The organism is Streptomyces apricus, from assembly GCF_008369065.1.
In the GTDB taxonomy this organism is placed as follows: Bacteria; Actinomycetota; Actinomycetes; order Streptomycetales; family Streptomycetaceae; genus Streptomyces; species Streptomyces apricus.
This window is the reverse complement of sequence record NZ_VDFC01000008.1, coordinates 74,762-90,432: the sequence shown is the minus strand read 5'-3', so window position 1 is coordinate 90,432 and position 15,671 is coordinate 74,762. Positions and strand designations below refer to the sequence as shown.

The window sequence follows — 15,671 nt, the reverse complement described above, 5'->3', positions numbered from 1 at the left end:
CGCGATGACGGCCGCGCACATTGACGGCGCCGCGCAGGAGGCGGCCGTGGCCGCTCCCGGACTGCGGGCCCGGCGCGTCTCCCGCACCGCCGACGGCCGCGTCATCCTGGACGGCGTCAGCATCAGCCCCGCCCCCGGCGCCACCGTCGGCCTCCTCGGCCCGAACGGCTCCGGCAAGTCGACCCTGCTGCGGCTGCTCGCGGGCGTCCTCGCCCCGGCCTCGGGCGTGGTCACCCTCGACGGCCGGCCGCTCGACGGACTGAGCCGCCGCGACATCGCCCGCCGGATCGCGGTGGTCGAGCAACAGGCCGACACACAGGTCGAGTTGACCGTCCTGGACGTCGTACGCCTCGGCCGCACCCCGCACCGCCGCGCCTGGACGCCGCCGTCCGGGGCCGACGAGCGGGCCGTCCGCGAGGCACTGGCCCGCACCGGCCTCACCGACCGCGCCCACCAGTCGTGGCACACCCTCTCCGGCGGCGAGCGCCAGCGCGTGCAGATCGCCCGGGCGCTGGCGCAGGAACCCCGCGAACTCCTGCTGGACGAACCGACCAACCACCTGGACGTCCAGCACCAGCTCGACCTGCTGACCCTCGTCACCTCGCTCCCGGTCACCAGCGTCGTCGCCCTGCACGACCTGAACCTCGCGGCGATGTACTGCGACCGGCTCGTCGTCCTGCGCGAGGGATCCGTGGTCGCCCACGGCACCCCCGGCGACGTCCTCACCGAGGAACTCATCGCCGGGGTGTACGGGGTCCGGGCCGCCGTGACGCGCGAGGGCGCCGACGGACGGCCGCACGTGCGCTTCCTCGGCACCGTGGCGCGGCCCGCGCCCCGGGACGCCACGCACGCCGATCCGCGATGACGCCGGGCCTCCCTGCGCACGGCCCGCCGCACGCCTACGCTCGGCCTGTGCTGTCTATCAACGACCCCCGAACCGGCGGCCCCGTCGCCGCCACACCCGCCCGCCGGGGCCTGACGCGCGTGGTGGCCCACGTGCCGCGCCCCGACGCCACCGGTCTGCGCGTGATCCTGGTCGCCGACGTCCTCGTCCGGGCCCTGGAGATCGGCGGCACACCCGTGTGGACCGTCCTGAGCGCCGCCGAGGGCCGTGCGGAGCTCCGCGCCCGCGCCGGACAGCTCGGCATCCGCCCCTTCGAGGACGCGCAGGACACCACCCCCGGCCTGGGCGAGGCCCAGGTACTGCACGTGCTCGCCGCCACGGACGCGGACGCGGACAGGAATGCCGACACGGATGTGGGCACGGATGCGGGCACGGACGGAGGAGGGCCGGCGGACGGGGGCGCGGCCGGCGGGCTGCGCGTCGAGGTCGCCCCGGCCCGCCTCGCGGCCGGCGTGGCGGACGACGCCGACAGCGCCACGGCCCTGCGCCTGGCCCTGCTCGCCCGCCCCCGGCGGGAGCCCCTGGACCTCGGCGCGGCCGACCTCGCGGAGGCCGGGGACCGCCTGGAGCACTGGCGCGGCGCCGTCGCCACCTGGGCCACCCGGCCCTCGGGCCCCATCCCCGATCCGGTGCGCGACCAGCTGCGCGCCGCCTGGGAGGACGACCTGGACGTGCCCGCCGTGCTCGACGTGCTGCGCAGGGTGGAGACCTCCGGGACCGTCCCGGACGGGGCCCGCTTCGAGACGTACGCCTACGCGGACCGGCTCCTGGGGCTCGAACTCACCCGGGACATCGGCCGCGGGGCCCCGGCGTGATCGCGCGCCCCGGGGCGGGCCCGCTGCGCCGGATCGCCGTGCTGCGGCACGCCAAGTCCGCCTGGCCCGACGGCGTCCCGGACCACGAGCGGCCGCTCGCCCCGCGTGGGCGCCGGGACGCCCCGGCCGCCGGACGCGCCCTCGCGGACGCCGACTGCCTGCCGGACCTCGCGCTCTGCTCGACCGCCGTGCGGGCCCGGCGGACCTGGGAGCTGGCCGCCGCCGAGTGGGGCACGCCCCCTCCCGTACGCCACGACGCGCGGCTGTACGCGGCGGACGTGCCCGAGCTGCTGGAGGCCGTGCGCGGTGTGCCCGCGGAGGTCGGGACCCTGCTGCTGGTCGGCCACAACCCCGGCCTGGAGGAACTGGTCCTCACGCTGGCAGGGGACGGTCTGGGCGACGCGCTGGACGCGGTGCGCGTGAAGTTCCCCACCTCGGCGATCGCGATCCTCGCCTGGCACGGCGCGGACTGGACGGCGCTCGGCCCCCGCACGGCGCTCCTCACGGACATGATGGTGCCGCGGGGGAAGAAGCCTGGCGGCGGGAAGACCGGCAAGGAACACCCCGGACCCCGGTAGCCCCGGTAGCAAGGACCCCGGATCCCGGTAGGGCCCGGTGGGCCGGTCGGTGGTCGCCCGCCCGCGCGCGGCGCGCATACGCTGGGCCGATGCAGGACGAGTACCGCACCGTGGCCCGCGCAGGGGTGCACGAGACCGAGATCAACCGCTCCCGTTTCCTCTGCGCGCTGGCACCGGCGGCCACCGAGCGGGAGGCCCAGGACTTCGTCGCGGCCGTCCGCAGGGAGCACGCGGACGCGACGCACAACTGCTTCGCGTACGTCATCGGCGCCGACGCCGCCGTCCAGCGGGCGAGCGACGACGGCGAACCGGGCGGCACCGCGGGCGTCCCGATGCTCCAGATGCTGCTGCGCCGCGACATGCGGTACGTGGTCGCCGTCGTCACCCGGTACTACGGGGGCGTCAAACTCGGCGCGGGCGGACTCATCCGCGCCTACGGCGGAGCGGTGGGGGAGGCCCTGGACAGCCTCGGCACGCTCACCCGCAGACGCTTCCGCCTCGCCACCGTCACCGTCGACCACCAGCGGGCGGGCAAGGTCCAGAACGACCTGCGCTCGACCGGCCGCGAGGTGCGCGACGTGCACTACGGGGAGGCCGTCACCCTGGAGATCGGCCTGCCGGACGCCGAGGTCGAGGCCTTCCGGGCCTGGCTGGCCGACGTCACGGCGGGCACGGCTGGGTTCGAACTGGGCGGAGAGGCGTACGGGGACGCATAGGCCGCACGCCGGGCCGATACGGACCGCTCGCCAGGGATTTTCCCCGCAGGGGCGTGGATGCCGCATCGCCGGGCACAAGGGCTATCGCACCGAGGTCCTGGTGCGATCCGGAGCCGGAACCCACCGGTGGAACGGAACGTGGGCCGTTGTGCAGCTCATACGCACATGCGTCTGAGCCGGACCTGACGACAGGAACTTGAAATGATCATTCTTGGGCTCATCCTGCTGCTCATCGGACTGCTTGTCGGCATGGGGCTGCTCACGACCATCGGCGGCATCCTCATCCTGGTGGGCGTCGTCCTGTGGGTCCTGGGCGCGACCGGCCGCGCGGTGGGCGGACGCAAGCACTTCTTCTGATCCCCCGCAGCAACGCGGTCGACCGCCGGCGGCCGGCCCTGCACATGCAGGGCCGGCCGCCGGCCGTGCGTCCCGGGCCGCTCAGCGGACCTCGGTGACCCGGTGCTCCCTGCGCGCGTCGCAGTTGGAGTTGTAGACCTGCACGTGCACGTTGCCGATGCCCCCGCCCCAGTCGACGCAGTGGCCCTTGCCGTACACGTAGGCCGGCCCCGCGTAGGACGTGTACCGGCCGTAGTCCTCGCCCCGCTCCGAGGTGTCCGGGACTTCGATCCACAGGGCCATGTCCACGGCCGTCCCCGGGTTGTTGCGGATGGTCGCGACGCAGTTCTCGCCGTTCGCCGCGTTGTACGTCAGGTAGACGGTGCCCAGCGAGCCGACGGCGGCCGAGTTCACCGTCTTGTAGGCGCTGCCACAGACCTTCTGCGGGGTGGTGTTGGGCGCGGCGGAGGCGGGCGCCGCCAGCGCGGTCGTGGTCCCCAGGGCCAGGGTGGCGAACGTGACGGCCGTCAGGACAGAACGGTTGAATCTCATATTTCCCCCTTGTGGTCATTGGAGTTGGTCGCTCCTGTATGTGTGACGTGCGGGACGCCGGATCGGTTGTGCTGCGTCCGCGAAAGATGTGACCGCGCCGCCCCACCTCCGAGGTGAGTGGTAAATCAGGGGGCCGCATGCGTTAGCGTGGCTGGCGTTGAGGGCGAGCCCGTGCTGGTTCGTGCCGGTTTTCGAGCCGCGGTAGGGGTGGACGTGCAGGTCGGGGCGATTTCATGAAATTGCTGCACACCTCCGACTGGCACCTGGGCCGCTCGTTCCACCGCGTGAACATGCTCGGCGCCCAGGCCGCATTCATCGGCCACCTCGTGGCGACCGTGCGCGAACGCGGCGTGGACGCGGTGGTCGTGTCGGGCGACGTGTACGACCGGGCCGTGCCCCCGCTGGCCGCGGTCGAGCTCTTCGACGACGCGCTGCACCGCCTGGCCGACCTCGGTGTCCCCACCGTGATGATCTCCGGGAACCACGACTCGGCGCGCCGGCTCGGGGTCGGCGCCGGGCTCATCGACCGCGCGGGCATCCACCTGCGGACCGCGCCCGCGGCCTGCGGCACCCCGGTGCTGCTGGCGGACGCCTTCGGGGACGTCGCCTTCTACGGCCTGCCGTACCTCGAACCGGCGCTGGTGCGCGACGAGTTCGGGGTGGAGAAGGCGGGGCACGAGAGCGTGCTCGCCGCCGCCATGGACCGGGTGCGCGCCGACCTGGCCACCCGCGCCGAGGGCACCCGCTCCGTCGTCCTCGCCCACGCCTTCGTCACGGGCGGCGAGGCCAGCGACAGCGAGCGGGACATCACCGTGGGCGGGGTCGCCGCCGTCCCCGCCGGTGTCTTCGACGGCGTCGACTACATCGCGCTGGGCCACCTCCACGGCTGTCAGACCATCAGTGACCGCGTGCGCTACTCGGGTTCGCCGCTGCCCTACTCCTTCTCGGAGACCGACCACCGCAAGAGCATGTGGCTCGTCGACCTGGGAGCCGACGGCGCCGTGCAGGCCGAGCGCGTCGACTGCCCCGTACCGCGCCCGCTGGCCCGTCTCAGGGGAGAGCTGGACGACCTGCTCGCCGACCCGGAGCTGACGCGCCACGAGGAGGCCTGGGTCGAGGCGACCCTCACCGACCCGGTGCGCCCCGCCGACCCCATGGCGCGGCTCACCGAGCGGTTCCCGCACACGCTCAGCCTCGTCTTCGCCCCCGAACGGGCACCCGACGACCCCGACGTGTCGTACGCGCGGCGGCTCGCGGGCCGCGACGACCAGCAGATCGCGGAGGACTTCGTGGCCCACGTACGTGGCGCCGGGCCCGACGAGCGCGAACAGGCCGTGCTGCGGGACGCGTTCGACACCGTCCGCACCGACGACACGGTCCGCGAGGTCGCCCGATGAGGCTGCACCGCCTGCACATCACCGCCTTCGGGCCGTTCGGCGGCGCCCAGGAGGTCGACTTCGACGACCTGTCGGCCGCCGGGCTCTTCCTGCTGCACGGGCCGACCGGCGCCGGCAAGACCTCCGTCCTGGACGCCGTCTGCTTCGCCCTGTACGGCTCGGTGCCGGGCGCCCGGCAGGGCGGCTCGCTGCGCAGCGACCACGCGCCCGCCGCCACCCGCACCGAGGTGAAGCTCGAACTCACCGTCGCCGGACGCCGTCTGGAGGTCACCCGGCAGCCGCCGTGGGAGCGGCCCAAGAAGCGCGGCACGGGCACCACCACGGAGAAGGCGCAGAGCTGGCTGCGCGAGTACCACGCGCCGGGCGGCTCCTGGAAGGACCTCAGCCGCTCCCACCAGGAGATCGGCGAGGAGATCACCCAGCTCCTCGGTATGAGCCGGGAGCAGTTCTGCCAGGTGGTCCTGCTGCCGCAGGGCGACTTCGCGCGCTTCCTGCGGGCCGACGCCGAGGCCCGCGGCAAGCTCCTCGGCCGCCTCTTCGACACCCGGCGCTTCGCCGCCGTCGAGCAGCGCCTGGCCGAGCGCAGACGGCTGGCCGAGACCGAGGTGCGGGCCGGGGACGGCGAGTTGCTGGCCGACGCGCACCGGATGCAGCAGGCCGCCGGAGACCTCGTCGAGCTGCCGCTGCCCGACCTCGCGCCCGGCGACCCCGGGCTCGCCGGCGCCGTACTGGAGTGGGCGGCCGTCGCCAGGAGCACCGCCCGGGAGAGGTACGCGATCGCCCACTGCGCGCAGAGGGCCACCGAGTCGGCGCAGGCCGCCGCGGACCGCGTACTCGGCGAGGCGCGCGAAGTGGCCCGCCTGCAGCACCGGTTCGCCGAGGCGCGGCAGCGGGCCGCCCGGCTGGAGGACCGCGCCGGGGCCCACCGCGAGGCGCAGCAGCGCATGGAGCGCGCCAGGAAGGCCGAGGCGGTGGCGCCCGCGCTCCATCTGCGCGAGACCGCCGACGCCGAGCACCGGCGGGCGGCCGGCGCCGAGGCCCGCGCGCGTGCCCTGCTCCCCGGGGCCTTCGCCGACGCCGGGCCCACGGGTCTTGCGGCCGCCGCGCGCAAGGCCGCCGAGGAACTGGGCGCCCTGGAGTCGGCCCGCCGCGCGGAGCGCCGGCTCACCGAACTCGCGCGCGAACGGCAGGAGTTGGACCGCGAGGAGCGGGCCGACGACGACGTCCTGCAGGACGCCGAACAGTGGCTCGCCGACTGGGAGGGCACCAGGGCCGCCCTCCAGACCCGCATCGAGTCGGCGCAGGAGGCCGCCACCCGCGCCGAGCAGCTCGCCGTGCAGCGCGACCCCGCGCAGGCGCGGCTGGCCGCCGCCCGGCTGCGCGACCAGCTCGCCGGGGACACCGAGGACGCCCAGGCGCGGGTGCTCGCCGCCCGCGAGGGCGCGGCGGACGCCCGCACCCACTGGCTGGACCTCAAGGAGCAGCGCCTCAAGGGCATCGCCGCGGAGCTCGCCGCGGGCCTCGTGGACGGCGACGCCTGTGCCGTCTGCGGCGCCACCGAACACCCCGCGCCCGCCCGCAAGGTCGACGGGCACATCGACCAGCGGGCCGAGGACACCGCGCTCACCGCCTACCAGCGCGCCGACGAGCGGCGCGCCGAGGCGGAGCGGCGGCTCGGCGTGGTGCGCGAGGCGCTGGCCGCCGCGACCGCCGAGGCGGGGGACGCTCCCACCGATCTGCTCGCCGAGCAGGCCGAGGAGCTGGGGCGGCGGCACGCCGAGGCGCGCGGCGCGGCCTCGGGGCTGCACGCGGCCACGGAAGCGCTGCGCCGGGCCGAGCACGAGCACCGGCGCCGGCTCACCGCCCACCAGGACGCCGCCGTGCGCGGCGCCTCCCGCACCGCGCGCAGGGAAGCCCTGACCCGCCAGACCGCCTCCCTGGAAGGGGAGTTGGCGCAGGCCAGGGGGTCGGCGGGCAGCGTGGCCGAGCGCGCCGCCGAACTGGAGCGCGGTGTGTCGACGCTCACCGAGGCCGCGGACGCCGCGCGCGTCGCGGCCGACACCGCGCAGCGGCTCAAGGACGCCGACGCACGCCTCGCCGACGCGGCCTTCCGCGCCGGCTTCGACACCCCGCAGGCCGCCGCGGACGCCCTCCTCGACGACGCGGCCCACCGGGAACTGCAGCGCCGGCTCGACGCCTGGCAGCAGGAGGAGGCGGCCGTCCGCGCGGTGCTCGCGGAGGAGGAGACGGCCGCCGCGGCACACCTGCCGGCCGCCGACGTGCGCACCGCCGAGCAGAGCGCGGCCACGGCGGCCCGGCGGATGCGCGAGGCTGCCTCCGCGCGCGACGCCGCCGCCCGCCGCTGCACGGAGCTCGACCGGCTGGCCCGCCGGGCCGACGCCTCCGTACGCCGGCTGGGACCGCTGCGCGAGGAGTACGAGCGGGTCGCCCGCCTCGCCTCGCTCGCGGCCGGCACCTCCGCCGACAACGAACGCCGGATGCGCCTGGAGTCCTACGTCCTGGCCGCCCGCCTGGAACAGGTCGCGGCGGCCGCCACGGCACGGCTGCAGCGCATGTCCGCCGGGCGGTACACGCTCGTCCACTCCGACGACCGGACCGGCCGCGGCCGCAGCGGGCTCGGACTGCACGTGGTCGACGCCTGGACCGGCCGCGAGCGCGACACCGCGACGCTCTCCGGCGGCGAGACGTTCTTCGCCTCCCTCGCGCTCGCGCTGGGCCTCGCGGACGTGGTCACCGACGAGGCGGGCGGGGTGCGCCTGGACACCCTCTTCATCGACGAGGGCTTCGGCAGCCTCGACGACCAGACGCTCGACGAGGTCCTCGACGTCCTGGACTCGCTCCGGGAACGCGACCGCAGCGTCGGCATCGTCAGCCACGTCGCGGACCTGCGCCGCCGCGTCCACGCACAACTGGAGGTCGTGAAGGGACGGTCGGGGTCGGTGGTGCGGCAGCGGGGCGGCGGCTGACACCGGGCACCGGACCCGGGCCGGCAACCGGGTTCCCTCCGTGGGGTGTTCCGGCTTCCGTCCCCGGGTCTTTCTGGCACAGTCGATTCATGGGGGAATACGCACAGTGCACTTTCGACGACGGTGGAAGTGAACCGGACGGAGCGTCGGGCGGCAACCGGTGATCGACGACGTCGATCTTCTGGACGTGCCTGTCGCCAGTGCCTGGGTCACCGTCCGCAGCGCGCGTACGGAGCGTCCCGTCGGTGCGGGGATCGTCGTCGCCGACGGACATGTACTCACCTGCGCCCATGTCGTCAGCGCCGCGCTCGGGCTGCCGAAGGAACAACGACAGGTGCCGGACGATGCCGCCGTGGCGAAACTCCGCCTCTCCCTGCCGGGCCACGGCGGCCGGTACGCGGACGGACCCGCACGCATCGTCGGCTGGGAGGCGCCGCGCGCGGATCCGCGCCACGACCGGTGGGACGGGGACCTTGCCCTGCTGGCGGTCGCGGGCGTCGGCACCCCGGTCGAACTCGGCGAGACCGAGCTCTACCGGACGTTGCAGACGTGGCACGGGGAAGGCGGCCCCGGAACACAGGTCGACGTCGTCGTGAAGTCGAGGATCGGAGCCCGCTGGCTGATGCTCGACGCCGCACACGCGGCGATCACCGTGCGGGAGGGCTTCAGCGGGGCGCCCCTGTGGGACCGCGAGGCGTGCCGCGTCGTCGGCCTCGTCGTGTCGGCGGAGAGCAGACGGCCACGTGCGTACGGGATCGCCGCAGGCCGCATGCGTGCTTTCCTGGATGCCTCCGGACTGCGGCCGCAACCGCTGAGTGCGAATCTCGGAGGCAGTGAGCGCGAGCGCCGAGGACGGCTCCTCGACGCGCTGGACGCTCTGTGGCACGGTCTGCCGCCGGAACGCACCCATCGGCTCGGCCGCCGTCTCGCCGAGGAACTCGCTCTGTGGGTTCAGCCCGCCGCGCCGGAAGCAGTCGCCGAGTCCGTGCTCGCCCACCCCCGGGGCCCGCTCGTCCTCGGCCACCTCCTGGACCTGATGGGTGTGCCGGAACCCGGTCGGAAAGACGTTCTGGCGGCGCTCACCGGACTGGGTCCGCAGCGCATTCTGCTGCCCGTCGAATACGAGAAGCTCTGTGCCGAGCTCGGTCCTCACGGCTACCGGGAACTGCTGACGGCGGCAGGTCGCTCGGGATGCCTGGTCGGTGTCCCCGCCGCGACCGTCTGTGACCTGTCGGCCCTCGTCGAGTACTTGGAAGCCCGTCGTTCCCGGCACGCCCACACCGTGCCGCACCTTGTGCGAGCAGTGGAGGAGGCCGCTGCCGGGCGGGGCTCGGCAGGTGGAGGGCTACGCGCCTGGTCGAGTGCGGTCGCCACCCGGCACAAGGTCCCACGCAAGGCGCTGAAGGAATGCCGGGACAGTGCTCTGGACCGGGCAGCGGGACAAAGCGAGCACCGGCCGGTGGTGCGCGTCCGGCTGGTGCGAGCGGTACGGCCCGATGTGTACGAGTACGAGATCCGTGCGTACGACGGAACGGACTGCCAGACCGGCAGCTGGTACTCCGACGAACCGGTGCCCAGGGACGAGCTGTGCAGTCAACTGGCCCTCGCGGTGGAAGAAGTGGAGCAAGCGGTCGCGTCCGTCGACGTGGAGTTCATCATCGAGGACGGTGACTTCGAACGGCCCGTCGACCGCTGGCCCGTGCCGTCGGCCGAGGCCGGTCCACGAGCGCTGGGTCTGGACCGCCCGGTTGTCCTGCGAGGGCGCCCCATGAAGCGCACGGCCCTGTGGCAGGAGCGCTGGCACCAGCGCGCAGGTGGAGGACACGCACCGCTCGTGCTGTACGACCGGGAGCAGGCGGAACGGGAGTTGCCGGTGCGGCTGGACGTCGCGTGCGTGATCCTCTGCTGCTCACGGGAGCGACGTGCTCCGTTGCTCGGCATCTGCCGTCAACAGGGCATACCGGTGGTGCTGTGGTGCCGGGGCGAGCACGGAGGGCACGAGGAACGCATTCTCGAGCCGTTCGTGCGGGAGGACTGGCCGTACCGTCTGTTGGGCAACGTCAGGGAGTTCAGAGTCGCAGCCGGTACGGACGAAGCCCACCCTGGGGCCAACCTGGCCCTGTTGTGGGAGGACCCGCGCTGGTCCCCGGCGCGCTGGCAGGGCACGCTGGGAACGGGAAACCGCCGCTGGGGTCTCGGACAGGGTGGAGGGGCCGCATGAACGAGACGACCACCGAAAGGCTGTTCAAGGGCGACGGCGTCGGCTACCCGGACGATGTGCCGCTGCCCGAACCCCCGCCGTGGAGGCGCCCGTCGGGCAGAAGGGATCGCACCCGGTATCTCATCCGTCAGGAGCAGATCGATGTGATCAACGCGGCGCTCAGACTGCGCCGTCCCCTGCTCGTGACCGGCCGCCCCGGCACCGGAAAGTCCACACTGGCCCGCGCGATCGCCGATGAACTCGGGCTCGGCCCCGTACTCACCTGGCCGGTCAACACCCGGTCCACGCTCGACGGGGCGCTGTACCGCTACGACGCCATCGGCCGACTGCGTGACCAGCAGGGGACGGGCCGGGGCGTGAGCGAGACCGCGACCCAGGACACGGACCTCGACATCGGCGTGTACATACGACTGGGAGCGTTGGGCACCGCGCTGGCCACCGACCACCGCGGCCGCCCCAGGATGCTGCTGATCGACGAGTTCGACAAGAGCGACGTCGACCTTCCCAACGATCTGCTGTTCGTGCTCGAAGAGGGAGAGTTCCAGGTGCCGGAGCTGGCGCGGCTCCCCGAGGACCGCTGGACCGTACAGGTGAACACCGCGGACTGGGGGGAGCGGGTGACAGTGCACGGAGGTACCGTCCGCTGCGAGGATTTCCCGTTCGTCCTCATCACCAGCAACGGCGAGCGTGAGTTCCCGCCTGCCTTTCTGCGCCGCTGCGTCCGGCTCGAACTTCCCTACCCGGACGAGGAACAGCTCGAGAAGATCGTACGCGCGCACTTCACCGACGACCACGACTGGGAGCGCGTACGGGAGTTGATCCGTCGCTTCGTCGAGCAGCGCGAGCTCGGGGACCTGGCGACCGACCAGCTGCTGCACGCGGTGCATCTGATGCGGCAGGGCATCGAGCCCGGACAGCGGCATCTCAAGGAGGCGGTGCTGCGTGAGCTCCGTGACACCGGCTCGTGACGCCTTCCTGGTGGAGCGGCTTCGCCGGGCACTGGCGGCGGCCGGCCACGATCTGGCGGCGGAAGAGCTGAGCGATCTGCTATGGCTGGCGCTGCACACCCCACCGGTGCGGGAAGGCCCGCAGGCCGGCCGGGCGGTGCGGAAGAGCGTGGCTGTCCGGGGGGAGGAGCCCCGTGACCGGCCCATGCGGTCGGTGCCCGCCAGCGATCCGGTGGCCGGCGTCGTCGGGCCGGTCCCGGCGGCCGTGGAGACCGTACCGCCGGATGCCGGGGACCGGGCCATGGCGGGGCATCCGGACGCGCCCCCTGTTCGGATGCGGCGCCCGGTCTACGCCCTCACCGCGGCGCATGCCGGTACAGGGGCCGCGCCCGTGCGGGTGCCCGGCATACGTGGCCTGTCCCACCAGCTCGGAGTTGCACGAGGACTGCGTCCGCTCAAGCGGACGGTCCCTTCCGCACACGCTGTCGAACTCGACGAGACCGCCACCGCGGAGGCCATCGCCGACAACGACGTCCTGGACCTCGTGCTGCGCCCGGCACGAGAGCGCTGGCTGAACCTGACCGTGATGGTCGACGACGGCCTGTCCATGCGGGTGTGGAAGGACACCGTCACCGAACTCTCGCGTCTGCTCAGCTCCCTGGGGATCTTCCGCAAGGTGTCCGTGCGCGACCATTCGTTCGCGGCGCCGCCGCGCACGGCGGGCCTCACGACCTTCGGGCGGACCGTCGTCCTCGTCCTCTCCGATGCCACCGCCCCCTGCTGGCGTGACGGAACGGCCCTGCGGCATCTCTGCGTGTGGGCCCGCGGTTCGCCGACCGCGGTGGTCCAGCCGCTGCCCGCGAGGCTGTGGAGCGGCACCGGTCTTGACGCCGAGTTCATGACGGTGCGCACCCATCGCAGTGCTCCGGCCAACACGGCGCTGCACACCCCGCATGCCACACTGCCGGTACCCGTGCTGGAACTGGCCGAGTGGGATCTCGGTCCCTGGGCCCGCCTCATCGCCTCCGACGGAACGTCGGCGCGGCTGGCGGTGGTTGACGCGGCAGCACCTCCGGTCCTCCCGGCTGCCTCCGATCCCCCGCACGATCGCGGCCCCGAGGAACGGCTGTGCGACTTCCAGTCCAGCGTGTCGTCCGAGGCGTACGAACTGGCCGGGCACCTAGCCGCCGTCGACCCCCTCACCCTTCCCGTCATGCGAGTGGTCCAGTCAGCGGTTCTGCCCGGATCGGGCCCGGCCCATCTGTCCGAGGTGCTGCTCGGCGGGCTCATGTCCGTCGACCGTCCGCTGGACGGGACGGGCGGACGGGACGCCTACGACGTGTTCACCTTCGACCCGGACGTGCGGGCGTTGTTGACGCTCACTGTCCGGGCGAGCACAGCCCGGCGCACGGTCGACGCGGTCTCCGATTTCATCGGTGCGCGGATCGGCCGGTCGGATGATTTTCCGGCACTGCTCGCCGATCGGACGGGCACCCTGCGACTTCCCGAGCGACGGGCACCCTTCGGAGAGCTGCCGGGGGGTGCGGCGCCCGACACCGACGGGGGCTGGCAGACCTCCGCCGCGGCAGGGGTGGTCCAGGTGCACGCCATGGAGCACGACTACATCGTCACTTCGCTCGGCTTCCTCGTGGGGCCCGATCGGGTGCTCACCGCCGGAGGACCGGAGACGGCACAGATCACAGGGGCCGGCTCGGCCGGACCGATGAACGCCCGTCCGGTCTGGCGGCAGGAGATCTACCGGGACGACGAGTTCCCGGAGCTGCTCCTGCTGCGGACCAGCCTGCGACTGCCCGGGGAACGTGCTGCCGAACCGTGCAGGTCCCGGCAGGACTGGCCCGTCCTGCCGGGCGTCCTCTACCTCGGACTGGGCCCCGGACGGGACCGGCTGACGGCCTATCGGTGCGGGGAACCGAGGAACGAGTCCGGTTCCGTGCTGGCCGTCCCCCTGCTGGCCACGGACCCCCCGGCGTTCAGAGCTGTCGGGGCTCCGGTCCTGGCAGCCGGAAAACTGCTGGGGATTGTGGTGGAGGGGGCACGAGAGAGTGGTGCCGTGCTCTTCGTCCGTCCGCTGTACTCCCTGTCCGAGGCCTCGCTGAACTTGCTGGAGGGTGAGAGCGAGGACTCCGGCCCCGATCCGGCGGACGTCCGTCCTGCGCACGGCCTGAGCAACCTCGAAGGACCCGGCGTCCCCCGTTTCCTCCTCGAGAATCCCTTCCACTCGACGGCCTTCACCTGGCTGGAGTCCTCGGTGCGGGCAGCACCGCGTGCGGCCCCTTTCGTCCTCGCCGGACCGCGCGGCACGCTCAAGTCCGAGACGGTGCGCAGGTATGTGCAGGTCGTCGCGCCTCAGCACCGGCTGGTGTGGTGGGTCGGCTGTTACACGGCGTCCCGTCTGCCGGAGGGGCTCGCGATGCTGGCGCACCGGCTCCTGCCCGGTCCGCCCGGGCGCCCGGCGTGGTCCGTCGAGACGGCGGCGCGGTGGGCGGTGTCCTGGTTGCGGGCTCACGAGGGGTGGCTCCTGGTGCTTGACGACGTCCGTGCACGCAGGGACATCGACGGCTACGGCCTCGACGCGCTCGGAACGGGCACCGTGGTGGTGACCACACGGGCGGAGACGGAGGAGTTCGCGCCGCTGCCCACGTTCACCATGCAGCCCTGGAACTCGGAGCTCGTCCAGGTGTGCGCCGAGATCCGGGCGCAGAACCGGCACGCGTACGAACTTCTCGGCGTCGTGGCCTGGTACGGGACGCGGGTGCAGCTGGATTTGGTGCGTGGGTTATGGCCGGACGTCCACACCCGTGTCGTCGAGGATGCCGTCGACCTGCTGACTGCCCGGGGTGTCATACAGCGGCGCGAGGACGACAGTTTCGTGACGAGTCCGATGCTGCGGATGATGATGCGTACACCCGCGCCCCCGGACTGGTCCGGGGAACACATCGCGGAGGCGCGTGCCGAGGCTGTGCGGGTGATTTTCGACAGAGTGCCCCGGACCCGGCTTTCGTCGGCCACAGCCGTACAACTGTCCGCTCTGGCCCGCGCGCTGGATCCGTTCGAGGACCATGTCTGGGCGCTGTCGGAGGCGACGCAGCCGTCTCAGGACACCATGGAGATGGCGATCCTCTTCTTCGGTGTCGGTCTGCGGTTGATCTGGCGTGCCGCCTCTCCCGACGGCGTCGGGCTGGCCGAGCGGGCCTGTGCCGCGTTCGACGCTGCGGGGGAGGGGCGGGAGCGCAGGATGCTTGCCGAGAATGCTCTGAGCAGCGTGCAGACAGCTCTGGCGATGTCCCCGCAGACGCTGGAAATGGCGGAGCCGGAAGGCGTGGCCGACGTCGTGTCCCTCATCCGGCGACATCAGCTGCGGGAGGCGACGAGGTCGAGCGACAGGATGCTGGGACCGGAGCATCCGCTGAGCGCGTCACTGCGAACGATGACGAGCTCCGGTGTCTCCGAGGGCTTGCCGGGGTTGCCCCCTGGTGGACCGGTCCCCGTCAGGCAGCCCCCCGACGGGTCACCCCCTGTCGTGGACAAGCGCTGACCGCCTGCGCCGCGGGTCGGGTCCGCCGGTCCGGTCGAGTCGGCTCAGCGGCTCACCGCGCGGCGTGGCAGGGGGGACGAGTAGACGACGCTCGTCGTCACCGAGCCGAGCGTGCCGATCCTTCCCGACACCTCCTCCAGGTGCCGCATCGAGCGGGTCGCGACCTTGATCACGAAGCAGTCGTCGCCCGTGACGTGGTGCGCCTCCAGGATCTCGGGCGTGGCCGCCACCAGGTCGTGGAACGGCTTGTAGTTGCCGTTCGGATAGCGCAGCCGCACGAACGCGAGGATCGGCAGTCCGAGGTTCTCCGGGGCCACGACCGCCGCGTACCCCTGGATCACGCCCGCCTCCTCCAGGCGGCGCACCCGCTCGGTGACCGCGCTCGCGGACATGGAGACGGCGCGGGCCAGCTCGGCGAAGCCGGTCCGTCCCTCACGCTGGAGGATCTCCAGGATGCGCCAGTCGGTGGCGTCCGGTGCATACGCGGTCATGGACGAGGAATAGCAGGGGAATCCCCGGCGGAGCAAGCTGCAGGCCGTGGATCGCGTCTTCAAAGGGCTGCTCCGCCGGTCGTAGATTCGGGCCATGACGAGCAGCGCCGTTTCCCGTGACCACGCCCCGAGCACAGCTCCGAGCGCCGTCCCGCACCCCGCCCCGAACCC

Annotated in this window: 12 protein-coding genes; 10 read left to right on the top strand and 2 right to left on the bottom strand. The window is 73.2% G+C overall.

Annotated features, from left to right (window positions below; translation table 11 throughout):
* Positions 1-4: 4 nt before the first annotated feature.
* The 5 genes from FGF04_RS03400 to FGF04_RS03380 all read left to right on the top strand — a co-directional run bounded on the left by FGF04_RS03400 (position 5) and on the right by FGF04_RS03380 (position 3,370).
* Positions 5-865 carry an ABC transporter ATP-binding protein gene (locus FGF04_RS03400; RefSeq protein ID WP_149509714.1) on the top strand — a complete coding sequence of 287 codons (861 nt, stop codon included), beginning with the start codon at positions 5-7 and terminating at the stop codon, positions 863-865.
* Positions 866-912: 47 nt separating this feature from the next.
* Positions 913-1,719: a hypothetical protein gene (locus FGF04_RS03395; protein ID WP_235882165.1), complete on the top strand. Its 807-nt coding sequence runs from the start codon at positions 913-915 to the stop codon at positions 1,717-1,719.
* A complete protein-coding gene (locus FGF04_RS03390; protein ID WP_149509693.1) occupies positions 1,716-2,297 on the top strand; it encodes a SixA phosphatase family protein in 582 nt (193 codons plus the stop codon). Before FGF04_RS03395 ends, FGF04_RS03390 begins: the two co-directional genes overlap by 4 nt.
* Before the next feature lie 89 nt (positions 2,298-2,386).
* The gene (locus FGF04_RS03385) at positions 2,387-3,013 is read left to right on the top strand and encodes a YigZ family protein (RefSeq protein ID WP_149509692.1); all 627 of its coding nucleotides are present in this window, start codon (positions 2,387-2,389) and stop codon (positions 3,011-3,013) included.
* Positions 3,014-3,214: 201 nt separating this feature from the next.
* A complete protein-coding gene (locus FGF04_RS03380; RefSeq protein ID WP_149509691.1) occupies positions 3,215-3,370 on the top strand; it encodes a hypothetical protein in 156 nt (51 codons plus the stop codon).
* A gap of 81 nt (positions 3,371-3,451) precedes the next feature.
* On the opposite strand, the gene FGF04_RS03375 is transcribed toward FGF04_RS03380, so the two are convergent.
* Positions 3,452-3,901 (bottom strand): spore-associated protein, encoded by a 450-nt coding sequence (locus FGF04_RS03375; RefSeq protein WP_149509690.1) that lies wholly within the window; start codon positions 3,899-3,901, stop codon positions 3,452-3,454.
* 233 nt (positions 3,902-4,134) lie between these two features.
* Here FGF04_RS03375 and FGF04_RS03370 point away from each other — a divergent pair, with 233 nt between their 5' ends.
* The 5 genes from FGF04_RS03370 (at position 4,135) to FGF04_RS03350 (ending at position 15,009) form a co-directional block, all read left to right on the top strand.
* Positions 4,135-5,298 carry an exonuclease SbcCD subunit D gene (locus FGF04_RS03370; RefSeq protein ID WP_149509689.1) on the top strand — a complete coding sequence of 388 codons (1,164 nt, stop codon included), beginning with the start codon at positions 4,135-4,137 and terminating at the stop codon, positions 5,296-5,298.
* Entirely contained in the window at positions 5,295-8,285 is a 2,991-nt protein-coding gene (locus tag FGF04_RS03365) for an AAA family ATPase (protein WP_149509688.1), read from the top strand. Before FGF04_RS03370 ends, FGF04_RS03365 begins: the two co-directional genes overlap by 4 nt.
* Positions 8,286-8,472: 187 nt before the next feature.
* Positions 8,473-10,506, top strand: coding sequence for a VMAP-C domain-containing protein (locus FGF04_RS03360; protein WP_188113945.1), 2,034 nt, complete (start codon positions 8,473-8,475; stop codon positions 10,504-10,506).
* A complete protein-coding gene (locus FGF04_RS03355; protein WP_149509686.1) occupies positions 10,503-11,474 on the top strand; it encodes an AAA family ATPase in 972 nt (323 codons plus the stop codon). Before FGF04_RS03360 ends, FGF04_RS03355 begins: the two co-directional genes overlap by 4 nt.
* Positions 11,449-15,009 (top strand): SAV_2336 N-terminal domain-related protein, encoded by a 3,561-nt coding sequence (locus FGF04_RS03350; protein WP_149509685.1) that lies wholly within the window; start codon positions 11,449-11,451, stop codon positions 15,007-15,009. The genes FGF04_RS03355 and FGF04_RS03350 overlap by 26 nt, the downstream gene beginning before the upstream one ends.
* A gap of 44 nt (positions 15,010-15,053) precedes the next feature.
* On the opposite strand, the gene FGF04_RS03345 is transcribed toward FGF04_RS03350, so the two are convergent.
* Complete coding sequence (locus tag FGF04_RS03345) at positions 15,054-15,500, bottom strand: Lrp/AsnC family transcriptional regulator (RefSeq protein ID WP_149509684.1); 447 nt, start codon at positions 15,498-15,500, stop codon at positions 15,054-15,056.
* Between the last annotated feature and the right edge of the window lie 171 nt (positions 15,501-15,671).

What these genes read in the sequence shown, in the direction of transcription:
- FGF04_RS03400 (WP_149509714.1), top strand. Translation starts at nt 5, where the DNA reads ATGACGGCCGCGCACATTGACGGCGCCGCGCAGGAGGCGGCCGTGGCC.
- FGF04_RS03385 (WP_149509692.1), top strand. Translation starts at nt 2,387, where the DNA reads ATGCAGGACGAGTACCGCACCGTGGCCCGCGCAGGGGTGCACGAGACC.
- FGF04_RS03380 (WP_149509691.1), top strand. Translation starts at nt 3,215, where the DNA reads ATGATCATTCTTGGGCTCATCCTGCTGCTCATCGGACTGCTTGTCGGC.
- FGF04_RS03375 (WP_149509690.1), bottom strand. Translation starts at nt 3,901, where the DNA reads ATGAGATTCAACCGTTCTGTCCTGACGGCCGTCACGTTCGCCACCCTG.
- FGF04_RS03370 (WP_149509689.1), top strand. Translation starts at nt 4,135, where the DNA reads ATGAAATTGCTGCACACCTCCGACTGGCACCTGGGCCGCTCGTTCCAC.
- FGF04_RS03365 (WP_149509688.1), top strand. Translation starts at nt 5,295, where the DNA reads ATGAGGCTGCACCGCCTGCACATCACCGCCTTCGGGCCGTTCGGCGGC.
- FGF04_RS03355 (WP_149509686.1), top strand. Translation starts at nt 10,503, where the DNA reads ATGAACGAGACGACCACCGAAAGGCTGTTCAAGGGCGACGGCGTCGGC.
- FGF04_RS03345 (WP_149509684.1), bottom strand. Translation starts at nt 15,500, where the DNA reads ATGACCGCGTATGCACCGGACGCCACCGACTGGCGCATCCTGGAGATC.